The organism is Noviherbaspirillum aerium (genome assembly GCF_008929045.1).
In the GTDB taxonomy this organism is placed as follows: domain Bacteria; phylum Pseudomonadota; class Gammaproteobacteria; order Burkholderiales; family Burkholderiaceae_D; genus Noviherbaspirillum; species Noviherbaspirillum aerium.
This window is the reverse complement of sequence record NZ_VFAH01000002.1, coordinates 494,887-513,319: the sequence shown is the minus strand read 5'-3', so window position 1 is coordinate 513,319 and position 18,433 is coordinate 494,887. Positions and strand designations below refer to the sequence as shown.

General features: G+C 63.6%; 12 protein-coding genes. 7 read left to right on the top strand and 5 right to left on the bottom strand.

The genetic code is table 11. The features are described from left to right. Positions 1-13: 13 nt before the first annotated feature. The 4 genes from FH061_RS05480 to FH061_RS05465 form a co-directional block, all read right to left on the bottom strand. Positions 14-361: a hypothetical protein gene (locus tag FH061_RS05480; protein ID WP_151633754.1), complete on the bottom strand. Its 348-nt coding sequence runs from the start codon at positions 359-361 to the stop codon at positions 14-16. A 42-nt stretch (positions 362-403) separates the two neighbouring features. Further along, positions 404-1,612, bottom strand: a complete 1,209-nt coding sequence (locus FH061_RS05475; RefSeq protein WP_192804925.1) for a tetratricopeptide repeat protein — start codon at positions 1,610-1,612, stop codon at positions 404-406. A 128-nt stretch (positions 1,613-1,740) separates the two neighbouring features. Continuing rightward, a complete protein-coding gene (locus FH061_RS05470; protein ID WP_192804924.1) occupies positions 1,741-4,590 on the bottom strand; it encodes a sensor domain-containing protein in 2,850 nt (949 codons plus the stop codon). A 344-nt stretch (positions 4,591-4,934) separates the two neighbouring features. Further along, entirely contained in the window at positions 4,935-5,873 is a 939-nt protein-coding gene (locus FH061_RS05465; protein WP_151633748.1) for a 2-hydroxyacid dehydrogenase, read from the bottom strand. Positions 5,874-6,145: 272 nt separating this feature from the next. Between FH061_RS05465 and FH061_RS05460 the strand changes: the two genes are divergently transcribed. The 7 genes from FH061_RS05460 to FH061_RS05430 all read left to right on the top strand — a co-directional run bounded on the left by FH061_RS05460 (position 6,146) and on the right by FH061_RS05430 (position 14,455). Further along, complete coding sequence (locus tag FH061_RS05460) at positions 6,146-6,664, top strand: acyl-CoA thioesterase (RefSeq protein ID WP_151633746.1); 519 nt, start codon at positions 6,146-6,148, stop codon at positions 6,662-6,664. A 7-nt stretch (positions 6,665-6,671) separates the two neighbouring features. Further along, positions 6,672-8,126: a hypothetical protein gene (locus tag FH061_RS05455; RefSeq protein ID WP_151633744.1), complete on the top strand. Its 1,455-nt coding sequence runs from the start codon at positions 6,672-6,674 to the stop codon at positions 8,124-8,126. A gap of 1,065 nt (positions 8,127-9,191) precedes the next feature. Next, positions 9,192-9,836, top strand: a complete 645-nt coding sequence (locus FH061_RS05450) for a hypothetical protein (RefSeq protein WP_151633742.1) — start codon at positions 9,192-9,194, stop codon at positions 9,834-9,836. A 124-nt stretch (positions 9,837-9,960) separates the two neighbouring features. Further along, the gene (locus FH061_RS05445) at positions 9,961-10,998 is read left to right on the top strand and encodes an ATP-binding protein (protein WP_225984494.1); all 1,038 of its coding nucleotides are present in this window, start codon (positions 9,961-9,963) and stop codon (positions 10,996-10,998) included. Next, complete coding sequence (locus FH061_RS05440; RefSeq protein ID WP_151633740.1) at positions 10,995-11,501, top strand: siphovirus Gp157 family protein; 507 nt, start codon at positions 10,995-10,997, stop codon at positions 11,499-11,501. The genes FH061_RS05445 and FH061_RS05440 overlap by 4 nt, the downstream gene beginning before the upstream one ends. A gap of 62 nt (positions 11,502-11,563) precedes the next feature. Next, positions 11,564-12,046 carry a single-stranded DNA-binding protein gene (ssb, locus tag FH061_RS05435; RefSeq protein ID WP_318840956.1) on the top strand — a complete coding sequence of 161 codons (483 nt, stop codon included), beginning with the start codon at positions 11,564-11,566 and terminating at the stop codon, positions 12,044-12,046. A 129-nt stretch (positions 12,047-12,175) separates the two neighbouring features. Continuing rightward, positions 12,176-14,455 carry an AAA family ATPase gene (locus tag FH061_RS05430; RefSeq protein ID WP_192804923.1) on the top strand — a complete coding sequence of 760 codons (2,280 nt, stop codon included), beginning with the start codon at positions 12,176-12,178 and terminating at the stop codon, positions 14,453-14,455. 165 nt (positions 14,456-14,620) lie between these two features. On the opposite strand, the gene FH061_RS05425 is transcribed toward FH061_RS05430, so the two are convergent. Next, entirely contained in the window at positions 14,621-18,349 is a 3,729-nt protein-coding gene (locus tag FH061_RS05425; protein WP_151633734.1) for a tetratricopeptide repeat protein, read from the bottom strand. Positions 18,350-18,433: the final 84 nt, after the last annotated feature.

The window sequence follows — 18,433 nt, the reverse complement described above, 5'->3', positions numbered from 1 at the left end:
CGCCTGCGACCTGCTAATCCTCTTTCGCCCCATCTCGCGGTCCCGGATCCGCCAGCTTGCCAAGCAGGTCCGACAGTTGCCCGCTCATCGTCGTCAGCACGCCGGTCAGGTAGGCGAGCTGCATTTCAAGCTGCTCGACTCTCTGTTCGAGGCTGGGCGGGTTCTCGTGCGCCGCAAGGGAGTCGTCGGGCATGTCGGGAGTCGGAACGCCTTCCTTGCGCTGTTCCAGGATGCGCTCGAGAATCTTCAGCGCGGTTTCATAATCGCCCTTCGTCTGGTCCAGCAAATAGCTGCAGTGCGCCAGCGGCTCGCCGGTCATCTGATGCAGCCTCAGCGCCATCTGCGCGTTTCTTTCCTGCATGGCATTCCCCATGAATAAGTCGTTGAAAGACAGGAATGCAGCCTATGCGAGATAGACGTACAGCCCTTCCACCGGCCGCCCCTGGTCGTGGCGTATCGGCGCGCGCGCAATGTCGTCCACGCGAAAGCCCGATGCCTGCGCCAGCCGGCGAACGTACTGCTCCGAATGCGCATAGCGCAGGCTGGGCAGGAGCTGCAGTTCCTGCCCGGCCCCCGCACCCTCGGGCGCTTCCACGGTAAACAGGAAGCGGCCGGAAGGCGACAGCAGCCGGCGCACGTTCCTGAACACGTCGGCCAGATCGCCGACATAGATGAAGACATCCGCGGCCACCACCAGGTCGGCCGGCTCGGTCGCCGCCGCCAGATAGGCGGCGATGTCGGCATGCGCCAGTTCACGGTAGATGCCGAGCCTGCGCGCCTGTTCCAGCATGGCTTGGGAAATATCCACGCCATCGACCACTGCCGCCAGCGGCCGGAGAAGCGGCGCGCACAAACCGGTGCCGCAGCCCAGATCGAGTGCCCGCGAGAATTTTCCCTGCGCATTGGCGAGAGGGCGCAGCAGGCGTTCATAGCCCTGGTAGCGCAATTGCCCGACGACATGCCGCTGGAAATCCGCCGCATAGTCGTCGAACAATCCTTCGACATAGCGGCGCGGCGGCGCGGGCGGGACGGCCGGCGCCGCGTTTCCGCGCACCGAGGCCAGGTAATAGCCGTTGAGTTCGGCATCGCCGCCGAAGGCGAGCGCTTTCTCGAAGCAGGCGGCGGCTTCATCGAGCCGGTTGAGTTCGCGCAGCAGGCTGCCGCGCGCACTCCAGGCCTCCGCATATTCGGGGGCTGCCGCCAGGCATTGATCGAAGGCATGCAGGGCTTCCTGCACGCGCGCCTGGCGCAGCAGGCATTGGGCCCTGCGCAATTGCAGGGTGGCCTGGCCCGGCGCAAGGCGGATGGCCTGCTCCAGCACATCCGTCGCTTCCGGCCAGCGGCCGAGGGCTTCCAGTGACAGGCCGAGGCTGGCCCAGGCATCGGCATAGGCCGGATCGGCTCCGGTGGCCAGTTCCAGCAGCGGCACCGCCTCCGCATGGCGGCGCAAATGGAACAGCGTGATGCCGAGGTTGCCGGCCACCGAAGGGCGTCCCGGCGCGAAGGACAGGGATGCCTCGAATGCGGCGCGGGCCTGCTCCAGCCGGCCGGCTTCGAAGTGTTCGACACCCTGAAAGAACAGCGTGCGGGCCTGTTCCAGTGCGGAATCCATGGAATTGTTCTCCTGCCGGCAAGGCATGACGCGGCCGGTCTGGTGATGGGTTGATGACAATGACGACGACTATGCTCGACATCACCCGGCATTGTAGCCTGCCCCGCTCTCTACCTCGCCTGCTTCGCTTACCTCGCCTGCCTCGCCGCGGCGGGCAGGCGCGCCAGGTAGGCTTCGAAGGCTTCCAGCGTCAGCGGCCGTGCCAGGAAGTAACCCTGCGCTTCATCGCAGGAGGCATTGCGCAGGAACTGCAGGGTCTCGGCAGTCTCGACGCCTTCGGCCACCACCGCCATCTTCAGCGCATGCGCCATGTCGACGAAGGCCTTGATGAATTCGGGACTGTTTTCAACCTCGTCCTGATGCATCACGAAGGAGCGGTCGAGCTTGAGCACGTCCAGCGGAAAGCGCCGCAGATAGGCCAGGCCGGAATAGCCGGTGCCGAAGTCGTCGACCGCCAGCTGTATGCCCAGGGCCTTGAGCTGCTTGAGCATGCTGGCCGAATGCGCGATGTCGTCGATGAGCGCGCTTTCCGTCAGTTCCAGTTCCAGCAGCTGCGGCGGGATGCCGGTCCTGGCCAGAATGCCCCGCACCTGCTCGACGATGGTGGGCGACTTCAGCTGCCGCGCGGACAGGTTGACCGAAATGCGCAACTCCCGGCCGAACCTGGCGAGCAGGCGCTGCGTCTGGGTGCAGGCTTCTTCCAGCACCCAGCGGCCGATGGCTTCGATCAGGCCGTTTTCCTCGGCGATCGGAATGAACTGCATCGGCGGCACATCGCCCAGCTCGGGATGGCGCCAGCGCGCCAGCGCTTCCATGCCGACGATGGACATGGTCCTGAGATCGATGCGCGGCTGGTAGTGCAGCGACAGTTCCTTGCGCTCCAGCGCATGGCGCAGCGACAGCTCGAGCTTCATCCGGGTCTTGGCTTCGACGCTCATCTCCGGCTCGAAGAAGCGGTAGCCGTTGCGCCCGGCGCTCTTGGCCCGGTACATCGCGGTGTCGGCGCACTGGAACAGCAGCTCCTTGGTCTGTCCGTGTTCCGGAAACATGCTGATGCCGATCGATGCGCCGACAAACACGTCCTGCCCGGCGATGTGCACCGGAGCGCTCAGCGTCGACAGCAGTTTCTGTGTAATGACGACGGCGGAGTCGCGGCCGGCGGAGCAGGGGGCCACCACCACGAATTCGTCGCCGCCGAGGCGGGCAATGAAGTCGCCCGGCCGCAGGTCCTTCTGCAGCCGCCGTCCCACTTCGCACAGCAGCATGTCGCCCGGCTCGTGGCCGAAGGAGTCATTGACTTCCTTGAAGTGGTCGAGGTCGATGAAGAATACCGCCACGCCCTGATCGCGCTGGGCGCTGTCGATCATCTTCTGCACATGCGCATTGAGGAAGGCCCGGTTCGGCAGGCCGGTCAGCGTGTCATGCGTGGCAAGGTGTTCGAGCCGCCGCTCGGTCTGCTTGCGGGCGGTGATGTCGCGGGCCGTTACATAGAGGGCCGCCCTGTCTTCGGCCCAGCGCGCCGACAGCGACAGCTGCGCAATGCTGCCATCCTTGCGCAGCCAGCGGGTTTCATGGTCGTGTATCGTGTTCTTGCCGGTGCGCAGGCCCGCCTCCACCGCGCGCGTCTCGTGCAGTTCGTCGGGATGCAGAAAATCGGCGTAGGGGCGGCCCAGCCATTCCTCCGGCTGGTAGCCGAGGATATCCGTCAGCGCGCCATTGATGCGCACGAAGCGGCCTTCCGCATCCAGCAGCGCAATGATGTCCAGCGAATTTTCCACCAGCGCCTTGTTCTCGTTGGCCAGCTGCACCAGGCGCTCGGCGACTTCGATTTCCTGCGTCACGTTGCGGCCGATGCCGCGGTAGCCGCGGAAAACGCCGTCTTCAAACACCGGCTCCCCTGAAATGCTGACGTAGCGCAGCCTGCCGTCGCCCGGCGAGACGCCCGCATACCGGAGATCGCGGAACGGCTGCCTGTTCGCCCGTTTTTCGAGATACAGCCGCAAGCCGGGGTCTTCGGCATCGCGGGCAAGGTGGGCGCGGGTCTTGTGCAGGAAGTAGCCGGCCGGCGCATCGAATATTTTTTCCGCGCCCTCGGAAATGAAGGTGAAGCAGCCTGCCTCATCCGTCTCCCAGTACCAGTCGGATGACAGCGTGGTCAGGCTGCGGAAGCGTTCCTCGCGCTTCTTCAATTCCTCGGTCGCCTGGCGCTCGAAGGTCACGTCGCGGCACACCGAGATCACGCCGGTGCATTCCCTGGTGACCGGATCGGTCAGCGGCCGCATTTTCGTCGCCATCCAGACGTAATGGCCCCGCTTGTGCAGTTTGCGCAGTTCCACCAGCCGGCCCTCGTCGCCGCTGGCGAGCTGGCGGCGCACTTCCTCGACGATGAGATGCTTGTCGTCCGGGTGAATATGCTCGTAGGCGGATTTTCCAATCAGTTCGGCGGGGTCATAGCCGAGTATCGGCGTCACTGAGGTTGATATATGCAGTACGATGCCGTCGCCATCATGACGGGTGATCACGTCGGAACTGTTTTCGGTCAGCAGCCGGTGCGTGGCCTCGCTCTTGCTGATCTCTTCCAGCGCCGCATGGTGGTCGCTGACGTCGATTTCACTGCCGTTATACCCGAGGAATGTGCCCGTTCCGTCGAAGCGCGGCGAGCCGGTCCCAAGCATCCAGCGTATCGACCCGTCGCTGCGGATGATGCGGTAGCGAACCTGGTATTCGCGCCTGGCTTCCATGGCGGATTGCAGAACGGGAAGGACGCGCGGCATGTCGTCGGGATGCATGAATTCCAGCCAGGCTGAAATATCGATCGTCTCGCCGTTGTCGAACAAGGCTGCGGTGCTCGGATTGATATAGATGCAGACATTGTTCGCGTCCAGCATCCACATCACCATGGGCGCGGAATCGGCGACCCGGCGGACGGTGGACTTGGTGCTGGGCAGGCTCTGGCTTGGAGGAAAATACGGATTCATTTGGCGCTTGTGATGGCGGCCCGACGGGTGAAAGCATGCTGTCGGATGGATCAGGGCCTGATGGGAAACCGAAAGGAGGCCGAAAAATCGGCTACGCAAGCCTCGTCGTTTCCGACGGAGCAGACGCGCAGACATCAGCGGATCGTGCAACGATCCAAATGATGCCACAAGGAAATATTTTAAGGGCGCCGAAAGCGTCGAACCCTTGTCTTTCCTGCATCCTTTTCAGGGAATGTCGTCGCACCAGTACAACTCCGGCGCATCCTGCTTGCTTTTCCGTCAAGTCCAGGGGAGCTTGTCCGCGCCCCGCCTCACCCGATGCAGCGGGCGCGGCGGGACGGATATCAGATCGCCGATGCCTTCGGGGCGCCTTGCGCAAAGAAATGATCGAGATTCTCCAGGACCAGCGCGGCCATCGCCTCGCGGGTTTCATGCGTGGCGCTGGCGATGTGCGGCAGCAGGACCACATTCTCCAGCGCGAACAAGGCTTCCGGCACATGCGGCTCGTTCTCGAACACATCGAGCCCTGCGCCGGCGATGCGGCGTTGCGCCAGCGCTTCCACCAGCGCCGCCTCGTCGATGACGGTGCCGCGCGATATGTTGATCAGAAAGCCCTGCGGTCCCAGCGCGTCGATGATTTTCGCGGAGACCAGATGGCGGGCTTCCGGCCCGCCGGCGCTGGCAATGACCAGGAAGTCGGCCCAGCGGGCGAGATCTTCCAGCGAGGCCTCGTAGGCATAAGGCGCATCGTCGAGCCGGCGGCGGTTGTGATAGCGCACCTCCATGTCGAAACCCGCCGCGCGCCGGGCTATGACGCGGCCGATGCGGCCGAGGCCGAGAATGCCGAGCTTCTTGCCGCTCACCTGCACCGCCAGCGGAAAATTCTTCTTCGGCCATTCGCCGCGGCGCACGAACCGGTCGGCGGAGGACAGTCCGCGCGCCACATCGAGCAGCAGGCCGAAGGCGGTGTCGGCGACCGCATCGTTGAGCACGTCGGGCGTGTAGCCCACCGCGATGCCGCGCTGCCTGGCCGCATCGAGATCGATCTTGTCCAGGCCCACGCCGAAGCTGGAGATGATGCGCAGCGAAGGCAAGGCTCCGATGAGCGCGGCGTCGGCGCCGCTGGCCGCGCGCGTGACCAGCGCGACGAATTCATGGCCGCGCTGCGCGAGAAAAGCCGCGGGATCGGATTCCTGCCAGAGCGGATGCACGTCATAGCGCTCGGCCAGCGCAGCTTCCAGACTGGGCTGCAGGCGGTCAAACTGAAGAAGTCGGTGTTTCATGCGGTTTCCCATGATGGAGAGATGAAGAGGCCTTGTCCTCTCGAAGCCGAAGATTTTCCCATAATCGCGCAAACTTGATGCAAGCCTAGACAAAAGGCCAGGTGGACAGACCCGCAGACCCGCAGACCCGCAGTCCAGCCCCAGACGCCATCACGCCGTTTATTGCGCACAACTATTCCAGCAAGGCCCGATAGCCATTACACTGAACGGCATCCGGTCTTGCGAACCGCGCCGATGCGCGCCCGCCGGCCGCCGACCACAGGGAGAATTCAATGAGCACGAACGCAACCGCAGCCGCAACAGAAACCAGCCGTCCGCGCGAAATCACGCTGCGCTTCCTCGCCGAGCCGGGCGATGTCAATTTCGGAGGCAAGGTCCACGGCGGCGCCGTGATGAAGTGGATCGACCAGGCCGGCTATGCCTGCGCGGTCGGCTGGAGCGGCTATTACTGCGTGACGGTCTATGTCGGCGGCATCCGCTTCTACAAGCCCATCTTCATCGGCCAGGTCGTCGATGTGAAGGCCAGCGTGGTGCACACCGGCAGTTCCAGCATGCACATCGCGGTCGAAGTGTCGGCCACCGATCCGCGCACCGGCGCCCGCAAGCTGACCACGCGCTGCCTGATCGTCTTCGTCGCCGTCGACGGCGGCGGCGACACCGTCGGCGTTCCGGCCTGGGTCCCGCAAACGGAGGAAGACAAGCGGCTGGAGCAGTACGCGATGCACATGGCGCAGCTGCGCAAGGAAGAAGACAACGAACTGCTGTCCCTGCCGACTCCGGCAAACCGATAGGGGAAACATGCAGTCCGATAGCAATACCGGTGCCGGCACCATCGCCGGCATTGCCGCCGTCATGGTGCTTGCGGCAAGCTCGCTGACCCGCGCCTTCGGCGGACCGTCCTGGCTGTACCTGCCCATGCTGGGCGCCATGCTGCTGCTGATCGCCGCGGGCTTCGGGCGCATCAACCAGAAGCTGCGCACGACGTCTTTCATCCTGCTCTCGGTCGGCTTGCTGGTGATACCGTTCGCCAGGGACCCGGTCGCAGCGGTGCAGCGCGGCGTGTTCGTTTCCGGCATGCTGGTCGCGCTCACGGCCAGCGTGCTGCTGATCGCGCGCTGCGCGGTGCAGAGTCCCCGCATCCAGCTGATCGGCGCCGCCCTGCGCGAACGCAAGGGAACGCCGCGCTATGCGGCGTTCACGCTGGCCAGCCAGTTCTTTTCCGGGATTCTGGGCCTGGCCGGCGCCAACCTGATGTACGTAATGGCCGCGCCGTCGACGGAAAAGCAGAGCGAGACGAGAACGGCAACCGTGGTCTCGGTCGGGCGCGGCTTTTCGGCGGCGAGCTGCTGGAGTCCGGTGTTCGGCAACATGGCGATCCTGCTGGCGCTGTATCCCACCCTGCACTGGGCGGAAGTGTTCCCGATCGGCCTCGCGCTTGGACAGCTGACCATGGTGGTCAGCGTGATCATGCAGCATGTTGCGGGCAGGCGCATGGCCCCCGGTGTGAACGCCGATATGAATACCGAAGTGAATGCCGGAGCCGATGCGGGCATCAATGCCGATGCATCCCGCGCCGCGCCGGCGACCCCGCTGTCGACGCTGCTGTGGATCGCCGCCCCGGTCGTGCTGGTGCTGCTCGGCTTCCTGGTGCTGATCATGACCCTGAGCAAGATGCTGCAGATCATGATCTCCGCCGCCATCATCATCATGGGGCCGCTGGTATCGCTCGCCTTCAACGCGGGCATGGGCGAACCCGGCCGCAGGTTCTCCGCCGGCGTGCAGGGACTGCTGGCCAGCATGCGCCTGTTCCCCGCGCTTGCCAGCGAAGCCATCCTGTTCCTGTCTGCCGGTTGCGCGGGCAGCATCATGGCCGATGCCTTTCCCGACGCATGGGTTTCCTTCATCGGCGCCCATCTGAGCGGTCATCCATTCTGGGGCGTGGCATTTCTTGTCTTCGGCATCATGGCTGCCGCGCTGGCCGGCATTCACCCGGTGCTGTCGGCGGTCTTCCTCGCATCGACGCTCACCCCGCCGGTATTGGGCATCCCGCCGATTTCGCATATGGCTGCGATTCTGGCCGGCTGGGGACTTTCCGCAAGCGTCACGCCGTTTTCAGTGCTGTCCCTGACCGCAAGCCGCTATGCCGGCGTCAGCCTCTACCAGATCAGTCTCGGCATGAACTCGGCGTATGCCATTGGCAACGGCGTCATCGTGTGCTGCCTGCTGACCGCGTACATCGCCTTTTCGACGTAAAGCGCCTGAGGGCACATGCGCGCATTCCTTCGATCCGACGCGACTTCCGAATTCCAGCGCCACAGTGATAGAGCGACAAGACGACCGGGCGAAATTCCGAAGTCGCAAGTACCCCTTGCATATCATTAATTAATTAATCGCAATGTTTAAATTTAATTAATAGTGCTGGATGATAAAGCATTAATATTGCAGGCGATTAATATTCCCAAGCTTAATTGTTGCAAGCATTAAATTAAATTAATGCAACTTTCCAATAGCTGCGCCTGCTGAAAAAATATGCAGCCGGCTACTTGAAAAAGACCGCTCGAAACACATATGAAAAGAGCGCCGGCACACTCTCCTCTTGCCTTTCCTGCAAGGAAAAAGTGAGGAAATTCAATGTGTTGCGTCCATGCTTCCGAGTTGTCACGCCTTTGTTCTTTTTGCTCCAAATATCGAAATTCTTGTTGTAGTCACTCCTCAGTTTGATTAAAATACTGTATATGCATACAGTTCTGAAAGGAACGGTATGGACAGGGCCTGGCGTGTGCCGCAGGCAAGAATTTACCGGCATGCCTGCCGGGTTTTTGGCTTAGAGGATGAAGCCTCAAGACGTTGGTGCGACATGGTCAGCTTTAATCCATTCGCCTCCGCTTGCTGTCCTCGAAACAGGTTCGGTACCGTTTCGATCATCAGCTTTTCGTTCTCGCCGACCGGTGGATTTAACCGGTCATGTTTCCGATCCCTTCAACCACCGGACAGCATGCGTCCTTCATGTGGCCGGGGTATCGGTCCGATAAATCAAGTGCGTCAAGGTCGTTCGACCTGAGGTTCATTCGCACATCTTCGCAGACGATTCGCGGCTCCTTTTCCTGCCATTCAAGGCCGGGAGGGACGGTAATCGTCGAGACATCGACATTCCTCCTCGCAAAGGGAAGGAAGACGCAGACAAGCGGCGGTTGTGTCGCAGGCCTGATGCGGTGAACGGTAACTTGATGTTGTGTGGGTTTGCGCGACCAGCCCGGTGCTGCAAGCGGGACGGGCGCGTCATACATGGACAAATTTCGAGAACGGTAAACAGGATTTATGAGCAAGACGAAAATTCATTATCCGCAGTGGAAGGACCGCGGTGCATCGAGCAACCCGCGCCGTGACATCGGCTATCGCGAACTGGTCGAGGCCATCACGCTGACAGCCGAGGTGTGCGGCCAGGCGCTGTCGCGCGCCGCCGCCGAGATGCTGGCGGACGATCTGGCGGATTTCAGCGAAGACGACGTGATGACCGCGCTGGCGCGCTGCAGGCTGGAACTGCAGGGTCCGTTGCGGGTCAAGGAAATCCTGCTGCGCCTGGAAGACGGCCGGCCGGGCGTGGACGAGGCATGGGCGCTGCTCCCGCGCGATGAACGCACCTCCGTCGTCTGGACCGAGGAAATGGCCCATGCATGGGGTGCGGTGCTGCCGATGCTCGAATGCGGCGACGTCGGCGCAGCGCAGGCGGTATTTCGCGAACTCTATGCAAAGAGCGTCCTCGAAGCGAGGCTGCGCCACGAGCCCGCACGCTGGACGCCTTCGCTCGGCAGCGACGTGAAGGCACGCGAGCAGGTGCTGCGCGAAGCGGTCGAAACGGGGCGCATGACCGCGGCGCATGCCGAACAGCTGCTGCAGGGAAGCAGCAAGGACGCGGAAGAAGTGGCATTGCTGGATCAGGCCGATATCAAGAATCTGCATTGATGCGGGCACGGCCGCAAGACTGGAAGACTGGAAGGCGTAGAAAGCGTAGCGAAGGGAGAAGCCGGGGGAATAAGCGCTGCCGAAGCAGCAGCGCGGAACGGATCTCAATGATTGGAATCGCTTGATGGATGGCCAGGCTGGAATGGATGATGGCGGCATGCAGTGGTTTGAGCAGATCGGCCGTCAGGAGCAGTTCGAGCAGTTTGAAGACGAGCAACTTGAAAGGACACGACTTACCATGGCTACATTTGAAATTCACCGCGCGACCAAGCGCCGCGCAAAACTCCGTCTCGGCATGTCGGGTCCGGCCGGCAGCGGCAAGACCTATTCCGCTCTCCAGATTGCAAGCGGCCTGGGCGGCCGCATCGGCATGATCGACACCGAGCACGGCAGCGGCGACCTGTACGCCGACCTGCTCCCGGAAGGCTACGACGTGCTGTCGCTGTCGCCGCCGTATACGCCTGCACGCTACATCGAGGCGATTCATGCGCTGGAAGACATTGGCGTGTCGACCATCATCATCGACAGCCTGACCCATGCCTGGAGCGGCGAGGGCGGTTCTCTCGACCGCCAGGGCAAGATCGCCGACAAGTCCGGCAACAGCTGGCAGGCATGGCGGCAGGTCACGCCCGAGCACAATGCGCTGGTGGAAGCGCTGCTGCAGAGCCGCTGCCACATCATCGCGACCATGCGCGCCAAGACCGAGTACGTGCAGGAGAAGGACGAGCGCACCGGCAAGCAGGTGGTGCGCAAGATCGGTCTCGCGCCGATCATGCGTGACGGCATCGAGTACGAGTTCACGACCTTCTTCGAGCTCGACGTGCAGCACATGGCCTATGCCGGCAAGGACCGTACCCGCCTGTTCGACGCCGAGATCTTCCGGCCCGACGTCGACACCGGCCGCAAGCTGCTGGGCTGGCTCAACAGCGGCGTCGACAGCGCGCAGCCGGCCAACGTGATGTCGCCCGACCAGAAGACCGCGATGATGGATGCGATCAACCGCGCCGGCAATCTCGACGACCTGTACCGCGCCTTCTCGGTTGCCTACCGTGTCGCCAATTCGCTGCCGGACGCCAACGCGCTGGCGGAGCTCACCGCGCTGAAGGACCAGCGCAAGGCCTTGCTGGAAGTGCATGACGAGGCCTACGGGATGGCTGCATGAATCCGATCTTCGAGGCGTTCGAAGTCGCCGCGCAATACCGCCAGCTGGCCGAGCTGCTGGCGGAGCGGCATGACGACGAACAGGTGATCGCGGACACGCTGGAAAGCATGTCCGAGCCGCTCGATGCGCGCCTGGAAAATCTGGCGAAGATGGTCAGGAACATCGAGTCCGCCACCCGCGGCGTCGAACAGACCATCGCGCACCTCGAAGCCCGGCATGAGGCGCTGCAGCGAGCCGCCCAGCGCGGCCGCCAGCTGATTCTCGACCTGATGCGCACTTCGGGACGCGACAGGGTGACCACGGCGCTGTTTTCCATGGCGGTGAAAAGAAACCCGCTGACCGTGGTGATCGACGACGAGCAAAAGCTGCAGCCGGAATACTTCACGCACCATGAAGCACCGGCGCCGACGCCGAACAAGCGCGCCATCGCCGCCGCCCTCAAGGCAGGCATACCGGTGGCGGGGGTACATACCGAACAAGGCGTGCGCCTTGATATCCAGTAACGGCAATTGGCATCAACCGAGCGTAACCCAGAGTCATTAGAGTAAACCCAGAGGAGATTGCAATGGCAACACTGAACAAAGTCACACTGATCGGCCACCTCGGCCGCGACCCGGAGCGTCGCGTTACTGCGAACGGTGATGCCGTCACGCAGTTTACGCTGGCCACCTCCGAAACCTGGAAGGACAAGTCCTCCGGCGAACGCCGGCAGACCACCGAATGGCATCGCGTGGTGCTGTACCGCAAGCTGGCCGAGATCGCCGGCGAGTACCTGAAGAAGGGTTCGCTCGTCTACGTCGAAGGCCGCCTGCAGACACGCAAGTGGGTCGGCAAGGACGAGGTCGAGCGCATCGCGGTGGAAATCATTGCCGAAGACATGCGCATGCTGGGCGGCCGCCCGCATGAGCATGAGGCTGACGGCGAGCATGCCGAAACCGAACAGCAGGCCGATGCCGAACAGGGCCAGGCCCAGCAGCGCGAGTCCGGCGCGGCGGCGCGGTCGAGCGCATCGCGCTACGACTTCGTGGACGATGCGATTCCGTTCTAGATTCGAAGCATTGCGTACCGAGCGAAGCAGGCGCATTCCCGCAGCACGGGGAATGCGCTTTTGTAAAGCCGGCAATTCCAGCGCACTGGGATTGCCGGCTTCTTTTTGTTAATAACAGGCATGACAGCGGTGACACAACAGATTACCGGCACGCTCACCTCCTGCCAGGTGTACAACGAGCGCTGGGGCAGGGGTATCGTCAAGCTCGAAGACGGCGATTACCTCGTGGTCACCGGCGAATCCCTGGTCGGCCTGACCGAGGGAAACCGCTACCGGATGGACGGGCGCGTCGTGGTGCATCCGCGTTTCGGCAAGCAGTTCGAATGCGAGATCGCCGCCATCGACATTCCCATCGATGACGAAGCGCTGGTGCGGCACCTGCGCAAGAACTTCAAGGGCTGCGGCGCGGCCACCGCGAGGAAGATCGTCGACCTCTATCAGGGCGACCTGACGAAGCTGCGCGACCAGCTCGTCAGCAATCCGTATGCGCTCGATTTCTCCCGGGTGACGAAACGCAAGGTATCGGTGGCCGGCGCGGAAGATCTGAAGGGCCTGGTCTATCGCGACCTGTCCACCCGCATCGGCATCATCGGCGTCAAAGACAGCATCCTGCGCAAGCTCGCGGAATGGCTGGCCGGCCGCGTCGAGGAAAAGCGCGAGCCCATCGTCGCCGCCTGGGCGCTGTATTCGAAAGACCCGTATGCGCCGATACAGGATATCGAAGGCTACGGCTTCGCCGCCGCCGACCTGATCGCGCTGCGCGGCATCGGCTTTCCCCGCTTCCATGAATTCCGCCTGGCCGCGCTCGCCACCCATGCGCTGCGCGACGGCTGCGAACGCAACGGCCATGTCTACCTCAGCCTGGAAAACCTGTCGGAGCGCATCGGCGCGATCGATCCCGACGTCAGTCCCGACACCGCGATGGCCGCCGCCAAGGCGCGCAAGGAACCGATCGTCATCGACGGCGACCGCCATTATCCGCGCCACCTGTGGAATGCGGAGCGGGCGCTGGCGCGGAACTTCGCCGTGCGTGCGCTGCAGATGGCGCCGCCCATCGTCGATGCGCCGCTGGCGGCGCTGGAGCGCGAGATCGCCGATGCCGAGGCGATGCTGTCGACCGACGGACATGCCTTCCGGCTGGACGCGTCGCAGCGCAAGGCCATCGTTGGCATTCTGACTTCCACCCATCTCGTGCATACCCTGACGGCCGGGCCGGGCTGCGGCAAGACCGCGCTGATGGAAATCCTGGTGCATGTGGCCAGGGAAAGAAAAATCCTGTTCTGCGCGCCGACCGGCAAGGCGGCCAAGGTGCTGTCGTCCCGCGTGCAGCGCTTCGATCTGTCCGCCACCACGATCCACGCGATGCTCGGCGTGACGGCGGAGGGCTTCGAATACAACGAGCACAATCCGCTCGATGCCGAAATCATCATCGCCGACGAAACTTCGATGGACGACCTGATGCTGACGCGGGCATTGATGGATGCCGTCGGACCGGAGACGCATGTGATCTTCCTGGGCGATGTCGACCAGCTGCAGTCGGTCGGTCCGGGACAGGTGCTCAAGGACCTGCTGCAGATGCCATTCGATCATCACCGGCTGGTGCATACCTATCGCAATGACGGCGGCATCCTCGACGTCGTGCAGCAGGCCGGGCGCGGCGAGGTCGATGGCGAGAACCGCGAAGACGTGAGCTTTTCGCACCGCCTGCCGGAGCCGGACGACATCGGCATCACCCGCGTCACCAATGCCTACCTGAAAGCCATCGAGCGCTATGGCATCGTGCGCGTGGGCCTCCTGATGCCGCGCCGCAAGGGCGACATCCACTTGCCCGGCTGGAACATCACCTATCTCAACGAGCTGCTGCGGCAAAGGCTCAATCCCGACGGCGCGCGCGTCGTCGGCACCACCCTGCATGCGGGCGACCGCATCATCATCCGCAAGAACATCCTGATCGAACACGGCGTCGATGCCGAGGGCAACAAGCTCGCCGAACAGGTGGTCAACGGCGACACCGGTTTCATCCGCGACTGCAGCCTCGACGACAGCGGGCGCAACGTGATCGAACTGCATCTCGAACTCGATGACGGCCGCGCCATCCGCTTTCCCGGCAAGGAAGTCGAGTCGATCGGACTGGCCTATGCGATGACGGTCCATGCCGCACAGGGTTCCGAATACGAAGTGGTGATTTTCGTCTGCACCAACGGTTCGCCCAACTTCGTGCATCGCGGCATCCTCTACACCGCGTTTTCGCGCGCACGCAGCAAGCTCTGGGTGCTGGGCGACGATCGCACCATACGCGCCATCGCCGAACGCGACATCCCGGCACGCAATTCCCAGCTTGCCAGCCGCATGCGCACCAGCATGCGCCATCTGCAGAAGATGGGCGGCGTGAAGCGGAGCGAGGAATGAATCGCCCGCCTTCCTGCTGTTTTCATGCTCCTTGAATTGGCTGCCGGCGCGCTGTTGTGGAATACCCTGCGCGCCGGTTTCAGGGAGGTAAGCGGGAATGCGCCTTGTGCGAGGCCATGGACACCGCCAGCGCCGGCTTCAGCCTATCCACCATCAGCCTATCCATCAGCCTAACACCTTGATACCGCTGCTGGATACCGCATCCGTCTTGCCGGCATACACGCCGAAGTACAGTCCCGCCGTCTCCTGGCCCAGCGTGGTGCGCTGCGTCCATAGCAAATGATTCGTCCAGGCGGCATCGCTGGCAAGCAGGGCTTCCAGTTTTTTCGAATACGCTGCCGCCCGGTCCTTGTCCCCCGACCTTTCGCACAGAGTCACTGCGGAACGCAGGGCGTTTGCGGCTTCCAATGCCTCGCCGGTAAGCTCAAAGCATTCGACGTACTGGGTATTCGCATCGCCGTTGTTCCGTGCTTCTTCGAGTTGCGCCCGCAATGCGGCGTAGGCCCTGTCGTAGGCTTCCTGGCGATAGGCATCGCCGGCATTGACCTTCTCTTTCTGGAACCGGTTCGCCACCGCGGCGGCCCAGCGGTCGAGCCTGGGCGCTACGCTGTCGATGAACGACTCCGCATCGCGATGCACGATCGCTCCGCGGCTTCCGGCACAGACTGCGTTATTTTCGATCAGCAGCGTGCGGCTGGCCGACTTGCCCCAGCGGCCGACTTCGGTCGAGGTAACGCACATCGCGTCGAGCAGGCCGCTCGCGGCCCGCTTCAGGCGGCCGGGCGAGGCAGGTTCGCCCGGCGGGCTCTTCATCGACGACGGCAGATGAAGCAACGCAGGGATCTGGCCCGTCATTGCCACGGTGTGTTGTACTCCCTGGCTGGATTTGCTGACGTTCAGCGCCGCCTTCGACTCTATCCATTCCCGCGTTTTCGCCTGCCTGGCTTCATAGCTGATTCCCATCGACGGGCCGACGGAAAACGGACCGGCGCTGGCCGCTGCGCCGCCCTCGGCGGACATGCCTTCGCGCGCAATGCTCTCGGTGTTCCTGACCATGCTCACGGCAAGCTGCGGGCAGGCCTGCAACAGGTTCTTGAGCGGCGAGTCACCGTCCTTGCCGGGCGCCCTGGCGGGGTCTTGCTTCAGGGCAGGCGAGTTGCGTTCAATGACATGCTTGCGGAACAGGTGTCCGAGCAGGGCATTGTTTGCCTGGTCGCCGGCCATCCCGCCGGTTCGGGGCAGGCGCAGCTGGACACCGCGCATCTCCGGGTTTTCGATGCCGGCGGAGGCATTGAGCGATGCGCCGGCCTTGATTCCGCCCACGCCCCTGATCTTGAAGCCCGGACCCACGCCGATGCCGCCGCCGCCCTGCAGCTTCAGCGAGCGCCGCGTGCCGACGAAGATCTGGTTGCCGCCGGCCGAGGTTTCCATTTCCAGCACCGCCTCCCGCTTGCGTATCACGCTCGCATCCACGTGCGGACGGAAAAGACCGAAGCTGGCGAAGCTGCTCAGGAAGCGGGTAGCCTCCTTCGCTCCGGCACCGATGAAGCCGCCGCTGGCGAACGACAGCTTCGAGCCCAGTTCCATGCGCGCCATCACATGTTCAATGCCTTCGCCTATCACGCCGAGCTTGTCCGGCGCGTTGCCGAGCTTTCCGAAATGCGGCGCGGATGCCGGCTCGCCGAGACCGGAGATTACCTGCCTGACTGCCTTTTCATAAGCCTCCCAGTCGGGAAGTGAGTACGCGGGAACTTCCGTGGCGGAAGCCGTCGGCTCGAAGGCCTCGTTGATCGTGGCGCGCAGGAAATCGAGGATCTCGCTTTCCGATGACGATGTGTCGTCGGACGCGTGATCCGGCTTGTTGTCCGGCCTAACGTCCAATGACGTCTTTTCATCACCGGCGGCAGGCTTTGCGGCATTGCTTGCTTGTATCGGCGCAAGCTCGGCCGGATCCTGGTTTGCCGCCGCCGCCAAAGCCGCCACCGCCGCTACCGCCGTCGCCGGATTCTCCCGCGCCGCGATGTCTTTCTTTCCCGGCCCGCCGGGCAGTGCTTCCGCCCATTCCTGCAAGCGATGCAGCGTCAACGGCCGGGTCGCTGCCGACAAGGCGCTTTCGACGGCATCGCGGGTTTCCGGGCGTTGTCCCGCTTCGCCTCCCGCAAGCCACGCATACACGCGGCGCCGGGCCTGCTCGACCGTATAGGCATCCGGAGCGGCGCCCAGCAGGAGCGTCGCGAATGGCGCCGCGCTGTTGGCGGTCTCCGTCAGCAAGGCAAGCCTGACGAGGTTGCGGATGGTTGCCGCCGACGGATCGCGAGCATTGCCTTCGGACTCGGTGCTCAAGGGGCTGCCGCCCTCGCCGCCGTATGCTTTCAGTCCCTTGACGATGTTGCCGAGTATGTGTTCCTTGAAGGCGCGGGCATCCTGGAGAATGCCCTGGCTGGCATTTTCCAGTCCCACCCCGCATTTCCTGAGTCCGCGGCCGGCCTCCAGCGCATTGTAGGCATTCAAGGGCGATTTCCGGTAGCCGGGCAGGAGATAGGGCGCCGCCTTGCGCCAAGCGGTCGATGCCGCACCATTGCCCGACGAGGCGCGCTCGCACCAGGTGGAGACCTTGCCGAGCCGGCCATCGATGCGCGCAAAGAGCGTCGGCTTGCCGTCGGCGGTTGTCTTCTCATCCGTGTACAAGCCGTTGCGGATGAATCCGATAGCCCATTCATGCTCGCCGGGCCGCACCACGTACTTGAACGGCGCCTGCGGGCTGTGCAGCACATGGTCGCGCGAGGCGACGAGATGCTTGCGGATCTGGGCAATGCCCTTGTCGAGGACCGTCGACGGCGTGCCGCCGCTCTGCGCCACCTGATATGGCGAAGGCGAAAGCGCGGATCCCTGGCCGGCGAGCATCGCGCATTTTTCGCGCGATGCCTGCAGGTAGGCATGCAGCATCATGTCGTCATGGCGCTCGATGTCGGGATGCGCATCGGCAGCGGTGGAATCATGCAGGCTCAGGCTCTTCAGTGCGGCAAAACCGGCCGGCGTCGTTTCCAGTTCCTGCGCTATTTTCCAGGCGAGGGCAAGATCCCGCTGCGTGAAGCCGGATTGCCGGCCTCCCGGCGCGTCGGCCGCCGGGCAGTTGATGCGGGGGCTTGCCACGCTCGCCGGCATGGGCTCGGGATTGCGAATACTGGCAAGCAGATCGATGTTGCGCAGGCAGCTCAGCGCGCGCGCCGCCGCTGCCGCATCGTTTCCGCAGGCCTGCATCGCCGCTTCCATCACGCAGATCATGCCGATACCCTGCATGGCTTCCATCTTCGTTCCCGCGATGCCCGGCACGCGGCTTATGTCCTCCAGCACCCGGAGTAAAACGTCGCGGCCATTGTCCTTGTCCGTTGAAGTCGCCGCGAGCCTGATGTTGAGGAAACCGAGATAGGCCTGCTTGTCGGCGAGTCGCTGCAATGCCGAGTTTTCCTTGAATTTTTCCGTCAGGCGCGCCCGGGTTGCCTGGCCATGATGCTCGGCGCTGGCCGAGGGCGGAGCAGCGACGCGTTCATCGTCGAGTTGCGCGCGCGGCGCATCGCTGTTGTGCAGCTGCGGAGCCGGCTGCAGTTTCGGCGATGTCGTACGCGTGGTGAAAGGGGTATGGGAACGTTTTCTCGCGCCGCCCGCGAAATCCGTGCCGGACTTCAGCTTGCGCGCGACCGTATTCAGGCTGTCGCGGAATGTCGCGCCGGGCTGTGAGCGGCTTGGCGTTCCGGTCATCGGCGGGGCCGGCAACCCGGAGTGCGCTGCCGGCGCACCCCGGGTTGCCGCTGCCGGCGCGGGCAGCAGGGAGCCGGCGGCGCTGTGCGCCGGATGCATGCTTGTGAAGAATGCTGGTATCGAAAACTTCGACACGGTCGTCTCTCCTCCGGTGCGCTGTCGCCACCGTGTGCGTTTGCTTCCGCAGACATGCTGCAGTGCGGGAAGCGTGAGCGTTTT

Excerpts from the sequence above, each read along its gene's own strand:
- FH061_RS05465 (WP_151633748.1), bottom strand. The coding sequence starts at position 5,873 with ATGAAACACCGACTTCTTCAGTTTGACCGCCTGCAGCCCAGTCTGGAA.
- ssb (WP_318840956.1), top strand. The coding sequence starts at position 11,564 with ATGGCAACACTGAACAAAGTCACACTGATCGGCCACCTCGGCCGCGAC.
- FH061_RS05480 (WP_151633754.1), bottom strand. The coding sequence starts at position 361 with ATGCAGGAAAGAAACGCGCAGATGGCGCTGAGGCTGCATCAGATGACC.
- FH061_RS05445 (WP_225984494.1), top strand. The coding sequence starts at position 9,961 with ATGGATGGCCAGGCTGGAATGGATGATGGCGGCATGCAGTGGTTTGAG.
- FH061_RS05475 (WP_192804925.1), bottom strand. The coding sequence starts at position 1,612 with ATGGATTCCGCACTGGAACAGGCCCGCACGCTGTTCTTTCAGGGTGTC.
- FH061_RS05455 (WP_151633744.1), top strand. The coding sequence starts at position 6,672 with ATGCAGTCCGATAGCAATACCGGTGCCGGCACCATCGCCGGCATTGCC.
- FH061_RS05450 (WP_151633742.1), top strand. The coding sequence starts at position 9,192 with ATGAGCAAGACGAAAATTCATTATCCGCAGTGGAAGGACCGCGGTGCA.
- FH061_RS05470 (WP_192804924.1), bottom strand. The coding sequence starts at position 4,590 with ATGAATCCGTATTTTCCTCCAAGCCAGAGCCTGCCCAGCACCAAGTCC.
- FH061_RS05460 (WP_151633746.1), top strand. The coding sequence starts at position 6,146 with ATGAGCACGAACGCAACCGCAGCCGCAACAGAAACCAGCCGTCCGCGC.
- FH061_RS05440 (WP_151633740.1), top strand. The coding sequence starts at position 10,995 with ATGAATCCGATCTTCGAGGCGTTCGAAGTCGCCGCGCAATACCGCCAG.